Raw genomic sequence first — 14,465 nt, forward strand, 5'->3', positions numbered from 1 at the left:
CTCTACTAGCCTTGTAATTATACTTGCAACCAGAAGGTCACGGGGCCATCGTTGACCAAAGAGACTTTCATATCCGCAGCAAAGCGGCCACGTTGAGTCGGTAACACTTCGGCACAACGGTCAGCAAAGTACTCATATAAACGTTCAGCATCCGTCGGATGTGCACCACGAGAAAACCCTGCGCGCGTCCCTTTCTTGGTATCCGCTGGCAGCGTGAATTGAGAGACAACCAACACTTTCCCTTCAACCTGCTTAACGTTGAGGTTCATCTTGCCTTCTTCATCACCGAACACACGATAAGTAGTAACACGTTCCATCAGACGTTTTGCTTTCGCTTCATCATCGTCCTTCTCAACGCCCAACAGTACCAGTAGACCTTGGTCGATCTCGCCAACCACTTCACCATCTACACGAACGGCTGCTTCACTTACTCTCTGAATCAGTGCGATCACTGCCTTTTCCTTCTACTTGCTGTGTTTTTAAACTTTCCGCAGAGTGTATCATTTCTTCACTCTCGCACCACAGTTCCCTTTCCCCCAGCGCAGCCGTCACTTCAGCACCCACCAGCACAATTAACCAACATAGGTAGACCCAAACAAATAAGATTGGAATCGCCGCTAAGGCGCCATAAATCAATTGATAAGACGGGAACTGAGTAATGTAAGCGGCGAAGCCTTTCTTACTTGCTTCGAATAGCAGCGCTGCGACAATCGCACCAATTAAGGCATGCGAGATACGCACCTTTTTATTCGGTACCAACAGATATAAGCCAACAAAAGCAAACAGTGACAATAAGAACGGTAACCAACGGAGCAGCAAGTTATAAACACCAGACACCGCTTCGCTTTCGATAATTTTTAGTGACGTGACATACGAGGTAGCAGCAATACTCGCCCCGACTAGGATTGGGCCAAGGGTTAATACCATCCAATACATCGAAAAGGAAAAGACGGCACGGCGTTTTTGCTGCACTCGCCAAATATAGTTAAGGTTTTTATCGATGTTGGAGATCAGCATTAACGCAGCAACAAATAGAAAGCCACCACCAACGGCGCTCATTTTGCCGGTGTTAGAGACAAACTCAAGCAACGCCCCTTTTACTGCATCTCCTGCGGCAGGAACAAAGTGAGTAATGACAAAATCTTGAATTGCATCGCCAGCATTTTCAAAGATGGCGAACGAAGACAGAACCGACAGTAAAACGGTCAGCATTGGGACAATCGAGAGCAAAGTGATGTAGGCCAGATAGCCCGCATTGACGTTAACTCTATCATGACCCATTCGGCTCAATAGATAACGTCCAAATAGCACACTCTGTTTGACCAATGACTCGATTTTCAACTTGTATCTCCCTATCAACTCAGTCATCCTAACATTCTAATTCTAAAGGAAAGGAACCCATCATGCCGTACTTACTGGCTATTGTATTGTCTATTTTCACCCTCACAGGGTGTCAATCAGCCTATTACTCTGCGATGGAACAAGTAGGCTACCACAAACGCGACATTATGGTGGATCGCGTTGAGGACGCGAAAGAGTCACAACAGGACGCACAGCAAGAATTTACTAGTGCCCTTGAAGCTCTGTCCGCCCTGACCAATTTTGATGGTGGTGAACTTGAAACGGTTTATAACCAGATTAACGACAAGTATCAAGACAGTGAAAAAGCAGCTCAAGACGTTAGCGATCGTATTGCTGCAATTGAAGATGTCTCAGACGCGCTATTTTCAGAGTGGCAAGATGAACTGGAGCTCTACACCAGCAACTCACTACGCCGAGCTAGCGAACAAAAGCTAAAAGAGACTCAACGTTCATACAACACCATGTTATCTGCGATGAAGCGTGCTGAAGACAAAATGACACCAGTATTGAACACCTTGCGCGACAATACGCTCTACTTAAAGCATAACCTCAATGCCAGTGCGATTGGCGCTCTTCAAGGTGAATTCACTAACCTTGAGCAAGACATTCAATACGCAATCAAACAGATGAATGCCGCGATTGCTGAATCGGATAAGTTTCTCGATCGTTTAAATCAGAAGTAACCCACGCCGATGCTACCTATCATCATCACTGGTGGGCCTGGTGCAGGCAAAACCACACTGATCGATGCGCTCAGCGCGAATAACTATCAGACCTTTGCTGAATCATCTCGTCAGTTGATTGAAGAGCAAAGCCAATTGACCAATGGTGTTTTACCTTGGGTTGATCTGCCAGAGTTTGCTCGCTTATGCCTTGCCACTATGGCTACGCAAAAGCAGCAAGCCAGCCAACATGATGTGGCATTTCTCGATCGGGCGATTCCTGATATTTGCGGGTACTTGCAGCAAGCAGGGCTAGAAATAGAGCCTCACTACCGAGCAGAAAGCCAAGGCTATCATCGACAAGCTTTTTTCTGTCGCCCAGAGCGCGGCATCTATGTTCAAGATGAGGTGAGGCCTTACCCATTTGAAGGCGCTGTAGCGATTCACAACGCCTTAGTCGACGTTTATCAACAACTAGGGTTTGAGGTGGTTGAGGTACCTTTTATGTCGCTAGAAGAGCGCGTTGGCTTTATCCAGCAAACACTAAACCTCTAGCCCACATAGTCTCCTAAACGACAAAAGCCCCGAGCAGTATCACTACTCGGGGCTTTTTCATCTAAGCGCTAAAATTATTTAGCGTTACGTGCTTCACGCTTACGATCGCTTTCCGTTAAGAACTTCTTACGGATACGGATGCTTTCAGGTGTCACTTCTACTAGCTCGTCTTCATCAATGAACTCTAGAGCTTGCTCAAGAGTGTGCTTGATTGGCGGAGTAAGAACCTGAGCGTCATCAGTACCTGATGCACGAACGTTAGTTAGCTGCTTACCTTTCAGTGCGTTTACTGTAAGGTCGTTGTCACGGCTATGAATACCGATGATCATACCTTCGTAAACTTCTACACCGTGACCGATAAATAGACGGCCACGTTCCTGAAGGTTAAACAGTGCGTTAGTCAGTGCTTTACCAGCAGCGTTCGCAATTAGAACACCGTTGATACGTTGACCAATCTGACCACCTTTGTGTGGACCGTAGTGATCAAACGTATGGTATAGAAGACCAGAACCAGACGTTAGCGTCATGAACTCAGTTTGGAAACCGATAAGACCACGAGAAGGCATATCGAAGTCCATGCGAACACGGCCTTTACCATCTGGTGCCATATCTTTCAGCTCACCTTTACGTAGGCCGATGTTTTCCATGATGCCGCCTTGGTGCTCCTCAAGAACGTCAATCGTTACTGTTTCAAACGGTTCCATTAGCTGACCATCTTCTTCTTTGATGATTACTTCTGGACGAGATACAGCAAGCTCGAAGCCTTCACGGCGCATGTTTTCGATCAGGATAGATAGGTGAAGTTCACCACGGCCTGATACGCGGAATTTGTCTGGATCGTCTGTTTGCTCAACACGTAGTGCTACGTTGTGAACCAATTCTTTCTCTAGACGCTCAAGGATGTTACGTGACGTTACGAACTTACCTTCTTTACCCGCAAATGGAGAAGTGTTTACTTGGAACGTCATTGTTACTGTTGGTTCGTCAACAGACAGTGCTGGTAGCGCTTCAACTTGGTTCTGCGCACAGATAGTGTCAGAGATTTTCAGCTCACCAAGACCTGTAATCGCGATGATGTCACCAGCATTCGCTTCAGAAATTTCGTGACGCTCAAGGCCTAGGTAGCCCATTACTGTGCCCACTTTACCGTTGCGAGTCTTACCGTCAGCACCGATCACTGTTACTTGTTGGTTTGGCTTAACGCTACCACGAGTTACACGTGCAACACCGATAACACCAACATAAGAGCTGTAGTCTAGCTGAGAAACTTGCATCTGTAGCGGACCATCAAGGTCAACATTTGGTGCGTCAACAACGTCAACGATAGTTTGGAATAGTGGTTCCATGTTCTCGCCAGTTTCGCCTTCTTCAAGCGTTGCCCAACCGTTAAGTGCTGAAGCGTAAACCACTTTAAAGTCTAGCTGTTCATCAGTTGCACCTAGGTTGTCGAATAGGTCGAATACTTGATCCATAACCCAATCAGGACGAGCGCCAGGGCGGTCAATCTTGTTGATTACAACGATTGGCTTAAGACCGTGAGCAAACGCTTTCTGCGTTACGAAACGCGTTTGTGGCATTGGACCATCAACTGCGTCAACGATAAGTAGCACAGAGTCAACCATAGACATGATACGCTCAACTTCACCACCGAAGTCCGCGTGTCCCGGAGTATCTACGATGTTGATACGGTAATCATTCCAGTTAATTGCTGTGTTCTTAGCAAGAATGGTAATACCACGCTCTTTTTCGATGTCGTTTGAGTCCATGACTCGCTCTTCAACTTCGCCGCGAGACTCTAAAGTACCTGATTGCTGTAGTAGTTTATCAACCAGTGTAGTTTTACCGTGGTCAACGTGCGCGATGATCGCGATATTTCTTAAATTATCAATCTGTGGAGTAGCCATGGATTTGATTCGCTCGATATAAGTAGCTCGCCGAAAATCTCGGCAAACTTATTTGATTAAAAAAACGGCCATAATGTACCAGATTCTAGCGAAAAACCCAGAAATATGTGATCTGATTCGCTAGTTTTGCGAAGATAATTTATTGATGAAACGCAAGCTGCCTCTGAGTAAGGGGAAATCTCCATTGACATCAAGGGCAAAACTCGGCTGAATGGAAGTCGATTTTGTTTACTCTTGGTGCATAACCAAGCAAAAGCACCAAATTGGTGCACATCAAGATCATTTTGGTGCAAAACAGTGCATCACATTTGAACCTAGCCCGCTAATTTATTGAAAATTAATGGATTAATTTTTTGGCACGGTTTTAGCTTTAGTAAAATCAGCATCGATTAATACGATTGAAATGAAATTAATCAATGCTGGATTTATAACAAATCACGCTAATACCGAATTAATAACACTGGAGGTTATCCAAGATGTCAGTAGAAAACGTTCTATCGCTGATCCAAGAAAACGAAGTTAAGTTTGTTGACCTACGCTTTACTGATACTAAAGGTAAAGAGCAGCATATCTCTCTACCTTCTCACCAAGTTGACGCAGACTTCTTCGAAGAAGGTAAGATGTTCGATGGTTCTTCTGTTGCTGGCTGGAAAGGCATCAACGAATCAGACATGGTAATGATGCCTGACGCATCATCAGCGGTTCTTGACCCGTTCACAGAAGATGCAACGCTAAACATCCGTTGTGACATCCTTGAACCTGCAACTATGCAAGGTTATGACCGTGACCCACGCTCTATCGCTAAGCGCGCTGAAGACTTCATGCGCTCTACTGGTGTTGCTGACACAGTACTTATCGGCCCTGAGCCAGAGTTCTTCCTATTTGACGACGTAAAATTCGCAACTGACATGTCAGGTTCTTTCTTCAAGATTGATGACGTGGAAGCAGCTTGGAACACAGGTTCTGAGTACGAAGAAGGTAACAAAGGTCACCGTCCAGGCGTTAAAGGTGGTTACTTCCCAGTAGCTCCAGTTGATTCATCTCAAGACATCCGCTCTGCAATGTGTCTAATCATGGAAGAGATGGGTCTTGTTGTTGAAGCGCACCACCACGAAGTAGCAACTGCTGGTCAGAACGAAATCGCAACTCGCTTTAACACGCTAACAACCAAAGCGGATGAAATCCAAATCTATAAGTACGTTGTACACAACGTTGCTCACGCATTTGGTAAGACAGCGACATTCATGCCTAAGCCACTTGTTGGTGATAACGGCTCTGGTATGCACGTTCACCAATCTCTAGCAAAAGATGGCGTTAACCTATTTGCTGGTGATAAGTACGGCGGCCTATCTGAAATGGCACTTTACTACATCGGTGGTATCATCAAGCACGCGCGCGCAATCAACGCATTTGCTAACCCATCAACGAACTCGTACAAGCGTCTTGTACCAGGCTTCGAAGCGCCAGTTATGCTTGCTTACTCAGCTCGTAACCGCTCTGCTTCTATCCGTATCCCAGTGGTACCAAGCCCTAAAGCTCGTCGTATCGAAGTTCGCTTTGGTGACCCAGCGGCTAACCCATACCTATGTTTCGCAGCAATGCTAATGGCTGGTCTTGACGGTATTAAGAACAAGATCCACCCAGGCGAAGCGATGGATAAAGACCTTTACGATCTTCCAGCTGAAGAAGCAGCAGAAATCCCAACAGTGGCTTACTCACTAAAAGATGCACTAGCAGAACTAGATGCTGACCGTGAGTTCCTAACAGCTGGCGGTGTATTCTCTGACGACTTCATCGATTCATACATCGGTCTGAAATCTGAAGATGTAGAGAAAGTAAACATGACAACTCACCCACTAGAGTTCGAACTTTACTACTCTGTATAATCGACTTTCATTGCTAACATTCGATCGTGTTGCATGAATTTAAGGCTCGCCTCGCAGGCGAGCCTTTTTTATTATCCCAAATAAAAACGCCCCTGCTAGTATGTCGCCATTGCTCGATGAGGACAGACTATGCAAGTCACTAGTTGCTGCGGAATTGCCGCACTACTATTTAGTGCGCTGGCATCCAGCCAAACTATCTACACTTGGATCGACCAAGACGGTGCTTTGCACCTCGACGATGCACCCAACCATAGCCAAGCTCAAGCGATCAAGTTCCCCGATGTTGAGCTGCCCACTGCTCCGCCTCAATTAGAGCCTTCTCAGCAAATAGCAGCACAACAACCACAAACTCAAGCTGTTACGACTAAGACACTGGCCATCACCATCACCATCACCTCCCCTAGCCATGATGAAGCGCTAAGGAGTAATAATGGTGCAATCACGGTACAAGCAGAGTTAAACCGTCAGCTAATGGCCGGAGAACGGCTGCAATTGACCCTCGATGGCGAAGCATATGGCACGCCGACAACAACCCCAAATTGGCAATTAAAGAATATCGACCGTGGCTCACACTCATTGGTTATTCAAGTAGTTAGGGACGGCAAGCTTATTGCATCGTCTCAACCTATTACGATGCATTTACAACGCTCAACAGTGAAACCAGTGCCGATAGCCCCGAAAGCTTGAGGCATCTCACTATTTCACTTCAGTTCTGTTGTTGAATGCGCCATACTTGAAAAATAACTTGCACCAACTTAGTGCAAAGTAATTCAAGGATAGGGAAAAGCAGTGGATAGCGATCTAAACGATATTATTTTAAATCACCAAGTCACCTCGATTTTGATTATGAACGAATCGTTGCAGGTGAAATATGCCAATCCAGCAGCAGAACAACTTTTCTCTCAAAGCGCCAAACGGATTACCGGGCATCCACTTTCACACCTCATTCAACACGCCTCGATGGACCTCGCTTTACTCTCTCAGCCATTACAAAGCGGGCAAAGCATTACCGATAGTGACGTGACCTTTGTTGTCGACGGTAAACCACTGATGCTAGAGGTCACGGTCAGCCCAATTGAGTGGAATAAAGAGTTAATGCTATTGGTCGAAATGCGCAAAATCGGACAGCAACGTCGCCTTAGCCAAGAGCTTAATCAGCACGCACAGCAACAAGCAGCAAAGCTATTAGTCCGTGGTTTAGCACATGAAATTAAAAACCCGCTAGGTGGTTTAAGAGGTGCCGCTCAGTTGCTGGAAAGAACGCTGCCCGATCCTAGCCTCACCGAATATACCCAAATCATTATCGAGCAAGCTGATCGACTCAGAGCTTTGGTCGACAGACTACTTGGCCCTCAGAAGCCAGGACAAAAGAAGCAGGAAAACTTGCATCTAATCTTAGAGAAAGTTCGCCAACTGGTCGATTTGGAAGCAAATCAAAGCATCGATATTGAACGAGACTACGATCCGAGCTTGCCCGAAATTTTAATGGATGCGGCGCAAATTGAGCAGGCACTGCTCAACATCGTGAGTAATGCCGGGCAAATTCTGCGTGCGCAAGACAATGGCCAAATCACCATTCGCACCAGAACGGTGCATCAAGCCAATATCCACGGTCAACGTTGCAAGCTCGCCGCCCGTATCGAAATTATCGATAACGGACCAGGCATTCCTGCGGATCTACAAGATACCCTTTTCTACCCAATGGTCAGTGGGCGAGAAGGTGGCACTGGGCTAGGTTTATCCATTGCCCAAAACCTTATCGACCAACACCAAGGTAAGATCGATGTCGAGAGCTGGCCTGGTAGAACAACATTCACTATATATTTACCAATTTAATTTGACGTTATTGGCATTGCCGGAAGGAAGAGACTATGAGTAAAGGGTATGTTTGGGTTGTTGATGACGACAGTTCCATTCGCTGGGTGATGGAGAAAACGCTCTCATCAGCCAATATAAAATGCGAGACCTTCTCGGATGCAGAAAGCGTGCTAATGGCGCTTGAACGTGAAACTCCCGATGTGCTCGTCTCTGATATTCGCATGCCAGGAATGGACGGCTTAGAGCTGTTAAAGCAAGTCAACGATCGCTCTCCAGAACTGCCTGTGATTATCATGACGGCGCACTCCGACCTTGATGCTGCAGTAAACGCCTACCAAAAAGGCGCATTTGAATACCTACCTAAACCTTTTGATGTTGATGAAACACTGACGCTGGTCGAACGCGCGATTGCTCACAGCCAAGAGCAAAAACAAGATCAAGCCTCATTGGCTGAAGAGGACTACACACCACCAGAAATTATTGGTGAAGCGCCGGCAATGCAGGAAGTATTTCGTGCCATTGGCAGGCTGTCACGCTCTTCCATCTCTGTACTAATTAATGGTGAGTCTGGTACGGGGAAAGAGTTGGTCGCCCATGCGTTGCACCGCCATAGCCCAAGAGCAAGTAAACCCTTTATTGCTCTTAATATGGCGGCGATCCCAAAGGACCTGATCGAGTCTGAACTTTTCGGCCATGAGAAAGGCGCATTTACTGGAGCGAACAGCGTCAGGCAAGGGCGTTTTGAGCAAGCCAATGGCGGCACGCTTTTCTTAGATGAAATCGGTGATATGCCCCTCGACATTCAAACTCGACTGCTAAGGGTACTCGCCGATGGGCAGTTTTATCGTGTTGGCGGCCATTCACCGATCAAAGTGGATGTACGAATCGTAGCCGCGACTCACCAAAATCTTGAAAAGTTGGTGCATAAAGGAGACTTCCGCGAAGACCTATTTCACCGCTTAAATGTGATTCGTATTCAGATCCCAGCACTGCGTGAGCGTAAGCAGGACGTTGAAAAGCTAACATTACACTTCTTGGCTCTAGCTGCGGAAGAGTTAGGGGTCGATGTTAAAACACTCCACCCATCAACAGCAGACAAACTGACTCAGCTAAATTGGCCTGGTAACGTTCGCCAACTAGAAAATATCTGCCGTTGGCTAACCGTTATGGCAAGTGGTAGTGAGGTACTTCCAAGCGATCTCCCACCAGAGCTTTTCGAAGAGAAAGCTGTAGGAGAACAAACTGTTTCAGGAACGTGGCAGCAACAATTGGCAAGTTGGGCGAGAAACTCGCTGACTCAAGGTGATACAGAGCTTCTCTCTTACGCACTTCCTGAATTTGAACGTATACTTTTGGAAGCAGCATTGGAACATACCAATGGCCATAAGCAAGATGCAGCGAAAGTTTTAGGTTGGGGACGCAACACTCTAACGCGAAAGCTAAAGGAGCTTTATTAATTAGCAGAGTTCGCAGCCCGAGCAAAATTCATCATCATTCGTAGGTAATATTTACTCTATGCTATTAAAGTTAGAGCGAAGTTACCTATTTTTTGACCTAAAGCCTCGCTTGCATTTACCATAAAAGATATAATACACAGTACGGTAATCATAGAAGCTATTTATGTCAACGACCACACAAATCACGCTAAGAACCGCGGTTGTACTGCCTTTTGTAATGATTTTCATCATTACTATCGGGGTTATAGTGACGGTGCAAAAACATAGCTATGAAGAAATGGTCGTTGATATTAGTGATAAACAACTATCGGCTTTGACTGATAACGTCACGCTTGAGTTAAATCGCTTTCTTAATGAACCTTTTCAAGCAAGCCTTGCTCTTAGCCACTCAATTGGCTTCAACCGCCTCTACCAGCAGGGTGATACCAGTGACATTGAACACTATTTCCTGACCTCTTTTCGTTCACTCTATAATTCCATCACTCAGTTGGATGTGATTGGCTTTGGTGGCGAAGGCGCAGAATACGTTGGCTTTAGAAAAGAACCAAACAAGGGTTACACCTTGATGGTTCAAGATGACCGGACCGAACAACAATTAGTGATTTATCGAGGTCAAACCATCAGCCAAGATATTCGCTCCGTCATTGGCGGCTATGACCCTCGGGTTCGCCCGTGGTACGCCCCCGTAGCAAAAAGCCTTGCACCCATGTGGTCATCCATCTATGCCAATGCTGATGAAAGACAAGAAATCACGTTATCCGCTCTGACACCCGTATTTTATGATCGAGACTTTCAAGGTGTAGTGGTCACAGACGTCAAAATTGACACCTTCAATTCATTTCTAAAAGATCAGCAGCAGCAAACCAATGCTGTGATTTACCTTGTCGATGACAAGAAAAGATTAGTGGCCCACTCAACAAATGGCACTGTGATTTCTTGGGGGACACCTTTTAGTAAAAAAGGGGAACGACTCCTCGCAACCGAGAGCGCCAATCCAATTGTAAAAGCCAATGCCAAATATTCTGAAGCGAATGCACTTTACTCACAAGATGGCTACCAACGCTACTCTCTCGAAATTAATAATCAGCGCTACTTTAACCATCTAACTCCCTATGTGGATGAGTATGGCCTTAAATGGTATATCGGCGTCGCTATTTCAGAATCTGACTTACTCGGCAAGCTCCCAGAAAGCCAGAGAGACAGTTGGGTCATTGGTATCATCGCTAGTCTGATTGGGATTGCATTGGGATTGTTTGCGTTCAACAGGGTCGTAGCACCGATCACTTCAACCGCGAGTGCAGCAAAACACCTTGCCAAGGGAGATTGGGAAAGCACCATGCCTCAACCCGGCAATATTTACGAAACAACCATGTTAGTGTATGCGTTCAATGAAATGGCCAATAACCTCAAAGCCTCATTCCGCGCACTGCGTTCCCAATTGCTTTATGATTCTCTGACTAAGCTATATAGCCGAGAAGGCCTTATCGAGAGCTGTGATAAGCTGCCAACCCTCAATGGCTCTTTAATGCTAGTCGGTATCAAGAAATTTCGCGATATCAATGACAGCCTAGGGCACTACAAAGGTGACCAGCTACTCATCAATATCTCTCAACGGTTACATTCGATTTATTCCGAAGATCACTATTTAGCAAGAATAGGCGGCGATGAGTTCGCTATTTACACGCCGAAGAAACAAACCGAACAAGAACTCATTCTAAGCGCTAACCGTACTCATCAGATATTCGCTTCGCCTTTTATCATGGGTCAAGACAATGTCATTGTTAATATATCGATTGGAATAGTCGAAAATGGCCCAGATTTCAATATGACATTGTGGCTACGCAATGGCAGCATCGCCCTAAGCAATGCCAAAAGGGAGCTGTCAAACATCAGTTTCTATCGTCCTGAAATGGCTGATATTTCACGTAAACGTACCCTGATGGTCGCAAAAATTAAAGACGCGATAGAGCACAAAGAATTTACTCCCTTTTATCAACCCTTAATTGACCTCAGCAGTGGTGAGGTAATCGGTGCTGAAGCACTTGCTCGTTGGTTGTCGCCATCTTCCGGGCTGATTTCACCATTGGAGTTTATCCCGATAGCAGAGGAGAGTGGCTTAATCGAGGCAGTCGGGGAACAAATTCTACTCCAAGCCTGTAATGATACAGTTCGAGGTATTAAAGAAGGCAAGTGGAACTCTAACTTCCATATGCACGTCAACTTATCGGTGAATCAGCTTTCTCAACCAGATTTCATCTCAACGTTGCAAAAAGTCTTAACTCAATCAACATTGAACCCGAGTAACCTCACCTTAGAAATTACTGAATCACGCATTGTTGATAATGATCCCGTCACCATACAAAATATGCAGGCTGTAAGAGATTTGGGCGTTCATATTGCCATTGATGACTTTGGTACCGGCTATAGCTCACTGGCCTACTTACATAAGCTGCCATTTGATTGCATCAAAATTGACCGTACCTTTGTCGAGAAACTTTCCCCACAGGATTTAGACACTTCAATTGTTGCGGCAATCATTAATATGACACGGGGTATGAAAGTAACCTTAGTCGCAGAAGGTATCGAAACGTCAGAGCAGGCGCAAATGTTGACTCAACTCAACTGCCAACAAGGGCAAGGGTTTCTCTATAGCCGGCCAGTGCCATTCGATGAGTGGCCAACAGATTTGGTTAACATGAAATAAAAACCAACATATATGGTTGGTTTTCTGCTCTTAGTCTACTGACACTTCTCTCTTTGATTCTTATACTTAGCACAATTAATTTAATTGGAACGACGATAATGATAACCAAAAATCTTCCTCTCACAGATTTGCACCGTCACCTTGATGGTAATATCCGCACAAAAACAATCCTAGAATTAGGTCAGAAGTTTGGTGTTGCTCTACCTGCTTACGATGTCGAGTCTCTGACTCCACACGTTCAAATCGTTGAAGCGGAGCCATCACTTGTTGCGTTCCTTTCAAAGTTAGACTGGGGTGTCGCTGTACTGGGTGACCTAGATGCTTGTCGACGTGTTGCTTACGAAAACGTTGAAGACGCTCTTAATGCTCAAATCGATTATGCTGAACTGCGTTTTTCTCCATACTACATGGCGATGAAACACAAGCTTCCAGTTGCAGGTGTGGTTGAAGCGGTTGTTGACGGCGTGCAAGCGGGTATGCGTGACTTTGGTATCAAAGCGAACCTAATTGGTATCATGAGCCGTACATTTGGTACAGATGCATGTCAGCAAGAGCTAGATGCAATCCTGACTCAAAAAGATCACATTGTTGCAGTTGACCTAGCTGGTGATGAACTTGGTCAACCTGGCGATCGCTTCGTTAAACACTTTACACAAGTAAAAGACGCAGGCCTTAATGTTACCGTACACGCTGGTGAAGCCGCTGGCGCAGAAAGTATGTGGCAAGCAATTCAAGAGCTAGGTGCAACACGTATCGGCCACGGCGTAAAAGCTATCCACGATCCTAAGCTAATGGACTACTTGGCAGCAAACCGCATTGGTATTGAGTCATGTCTGACTTCTAACTTCCAAACCAGCACTGTTGAGTCACTAACCAACCACCCTCTTAAGCAGTTCCTTGAACACGGTGTTCTAGCATGTCTAAACACTGACGATCCAGCAGTTGAAGGTATTGAACTTCCTTACGAATACGAGGTTGCAGCGCCTCAAGCAGGTCTATCTCAAGAGCAGATCCGTCAAGCTCAGATCAATGGCCTTGAACTGGCGTTTATCTCAGACGCAGAAAAACAAGCGCTAAAAGACAAGGTTGCGAATCGCGTTTAATTCAGCATTACACAAAAAAGCCGACACATTGTTGTCGGCTTTTTTGTACCCAAGACTGGCTGCTACTTAAACTGCTGCTGCATAAAGTCTATAAATGCTTTGAGCCGCTTGGGCTGATACTTATCTCGATGATAAATAGCATAAAAAGGGACTGATTCAACTTTCCAGTCACTCATAATTGGTACTAAAGAGCCTTGCTCAATTTCACCCATACAATACATCGCAGGCACGCGGATAATACCATTGCCCTGCAACGCGCCAGCCACGAGCGCTCGCCCATTCTTGCATACTAGATGTGCCGATACCGAAACTTCATAACGACTCTCATCTGCCTGATGCTGATAGCTCCAACGAGTTACTGAGCCGCGTAAAATTCGATGCTCTAACAGTTGTTTCGGGTGCTCAGGCTCTCCATAAATCGCTAAGTAATCTGGACTGGCGAGGGTCACCATTTCAATATCGCTCAGGTGACGACCAATAAAGTTCGCGTCTTCGAGTTTCCCCATCCGGAAAGCAATATCAAACTGATCTTCAATCAAGTCGATACGTGGGCTCGAGAAATCTATTTCTACGGTAATGTCCTGATGCTGGCGCATAAACTGGCCAACATAATTGGCAACAACGTCCTCTCCTAAAGGGCCGCCAACGCTGTTGATGCGAATATGGCCTTGCACCTGCTCAGTATCATCAACTGCAGCTAGCAAAGCTTGCTCTACCTGCATCAGTGCCGACTCACATTGCTTATAGAAGCGCTCCCCTGCGTAGGTCAATTTCAAAGATCGCGTTGTACGGGTAACTAAACTCACCCCCATGCGAGATTCCAAAGCAGAGATCTGGCGAGAGACATGAGAGCGAGAGACATTAAGTGCTTCCGCTGCCTTAGTAAAGTTACCAAGCTGGGCAATCAGCACAAAAGAACGGATATCTGCGAGGTTTACGTTATTAATCATCGGCAACTGCTTTTGAGGTATTTTTTATAGCATACCAAAGATCGGTATAAGACTTAGCCATAAA

At 45.8% G+C, this 14,465-nt stretch carries 12 protein-coding genes; 8 read left to right on the plus strand and 4 right to left on the minus strand.

Features of this window, described 5'->3' with window-relative positions:
* Positions 1 to 17: 17 nt before the first annotated feature.
* A complete protein-coding gene (gene dtd, locus VIA_RS03135) occupies positions 18 to 452 on the minus strand; it encodes a D-aminoacyl-tRNA deacylase (RefSeq protein WP_004410927.1) in 435 nt (144 codons plus the stop codon).
* Positions 424 to 1,341, minus strand: coding sequence for a virulence factor BrkB family protein (locus VIA_RS03140; RefSeq protein WP_004410929.1), 918 nt, complete (start codon positions 1,339 to 1,341; stop codon positions 424 to 426). The genes dtd and VIA_RS03140 overlap by 29 nt, the downstream gene beginning before the upstream one ends.
* Positions 1,342 to 1,403: 62 nt before the next feature.
* Here VIA_RS03140 and VIA_RS03145 point away from each other — a divergent pair, with 62 nt between their 5' ends.
* Both VIA_RS03145 and VIA_RS03150 read left to right on the plus strand, forming a co-directional pair.
* Complete coding sequence (locus VIA_RS03145) at positions 1,404 to 2,045, plus strand: DUF2959 domain-containing protein (RefSeq protein ID WP_004410930.1); 642 nt, start codon at positions 1,404 to 1,406, stop codon at positions 2,043 to 2,045.
* 9 nt (positions 2,046 to 2,054) lie between these two features.
* Positions 2,055 to 2,579, plus strand: coding sequence for an AAA family ATPase (locus VIA_RS03150; RefSeq protein ID WP_004410931.1), 525 nt, complete (start codon positions 2,055 to 2,057; stop codon positions 2,577 to 2,579).
* A 74-nt stretch (positions 2,580 to 2,653) separates the two neighbouring features.
* Here VIA_RS03150 and typA read toward each other — a convergent pair whose 3' ends face one another.
* Positions 2,654 to 4,483, minus strand: a complete 1,830-nt coding sequence (gene typA, locus VIA_RS03155) for a translational GTPase TypA (protein ID WP_004410933.1) — start codon at positions 4,481 to 4,483, stop codon at positions 2,654 to 2,656.
* A gap of 476 nt (positions 4,484 to 4,959) precedes the next feature.
* Here typA and glnA point away from each other — a divergent pair, with 476 nt between their 5' ends.
* The 6 genes from glnA (at position 4,960) to add (ending at position 13,451) form a co-directional block, all read left to right on the plus strand.
* Positions 4,960 to 6,369: a glutamate--ammonia ligase gene (glnA, locus tag VIA_RS03160; protein ID WP_004410939.1), complete on the plus strand. Its 1,410-nt coding sequence runs from the start codon at positions 4,960 to 4,962 to the stop codon at positions 6,367 to 6,369.
* 129 nt (positions 6,370 to 6,498) lie between these two features.
* Positions 6,499 to 7,056 carry a DUF4124 domain-containing protein gene (locus VIA_RS03165; RefSeq protein ID WP_004410941.1) on the plus strand — a complete coding sequence of 186 codons (558 nt, stop codon included), beginning with the start codon at positions 6,499 to 6,501 and terminating at the stop codon, positions 7,054 to 7,056.
* Between the two features lie 102 nt (positions 7,057 to 7,158).
* Positions 7,159 to 8,205, plus strand: coding sequence for a nitrogen regulation protein NR(II) (gene glnL / locus VIA_RS03170; RefSeq protein WP_004410944.1), 1,047 nt, complete (start codon positions 7,159 to 7,161; stop codon positions 8,203 to 8,205).
* Between the two features lie 35 nt (positions 8,206 to 8,240).
* Entirely contained in the window at positions 8,241 to 9,644 is a 1,404-nt protein-coding gene (gene glnG, locus VIA_RS03175; RefSeq protein ID WP_004410947.1) for a nitrogen regulation protein NR(I), read from the plus strand.
* Positions 9,645 to 9,807: 163 nt separating this feature from the next.
* Entirely contained in the window at positions 9,808 to 12,348 is a 2,541-nt protein-coding gene (gepA, locus tag VIA_RS03180) for a phosphodiesterase GepA (protein ID WP_004410949.1), read from the plus strand.
* 98 nt (positions 12,349 to 12,446) lie between these two features.
* Entirely contained in the window at positions 12,447 to 13,451 is a 1,005-nt protein-coding gene (gene add / locus VIA_RS03185; RefSeq protein WP_004416825.1) for an adenosine deaminase, read from the plus strand.
* A 62-nt stretch (positions 13,452 to 13,513) separates the two neighbouring features.
* Here the strand turns inward: add and VIA_RS03190 are convergent, their stop codons facing one another.
* Positions 13,514 to 14,401, minus strand: coding sequence for a LysR family transcriptional regulator (locus VIA_RS03190; RefSeq protein WP_004410951.1), 888 nt, complete (start codon positions 14,399 to 14,401; stop codon positions 13,514 to 13,516).
* Positions 14,402 to 14,465: the final 64 nt, after the last annotated feature.

Source organism: Vibrio orientalis CIP 102891 = ATCC 33934 (assembly GCF_000176235.1).
In the GTDB taxonomy this organism is placed as follows: Bacteria; Pseudomonadota; Gammaproteobacteria; order Enterobacterales; family Vibrionaceae; genus Vibrio; species Vibrio orientalis.

Bases quoted from the DNA above. Each gene is read 5' to 3' on its own strand.
- VIA_RS03150 (WP_004410931.1), top strand. From the start codon at position 2,055: ATGCTACCTATCATCATCACTGGTGGGCCTGGTGCAGGCAAAACCACA.
- VIA_RS03145 (WP_004410930.1), top strand. From the start codon at position 1,404: ATGCCGTACTTACTGGCTATTGTATTGTCTATTTTCACCCTCACAGGG.
- VIA_RS03165 (WP_004410941.1), top strand. From the start codon at position 6,499: ATGCAAGTCACTAGTTGCTGCGGAATTGCCGCACTACTATTTAGTGCG.
- gepA (WP_004410949.1), top strand. From the start codon at position 9,808: ATGTCAACGACCACACAAATCACGCTAAGAACCGCGGTTGTACTGCCT.
- glnG (WP_004410947.1), top strand. From the start codon at position 8,241: ATGAGTAAAGGGTATGTTTGGGTTGTTGATGACGACAGTTCCATTCGC.
- typA (WP_004410933.1), bottom strand. From the start codon at position 4,483: ATGGCTACTCCACAGATTGATAATTTAAGAAATATCGCGATCATCGCG.
- glnA (WP_004410939.1), top strand. From the start codon at position 4,960: ATGTCAGTAGAAAACGTTCTATCGCTGATCCAAGAAAACGAAGTTAAG.
- VIA_RS03190 (WP_004410951.1), bottom strand. From the start codon at position 14,401: ATGATTAATAACGTAAACCTCGCAGATATCCGTTCTTTTGTGCTGATT.
- add (WP_004416825.1), top strand. From the start codon at position 12,447: ATGATAACCAAAAATCTTCCTCTCACAGATTTGCACCGTCACCTTGAT.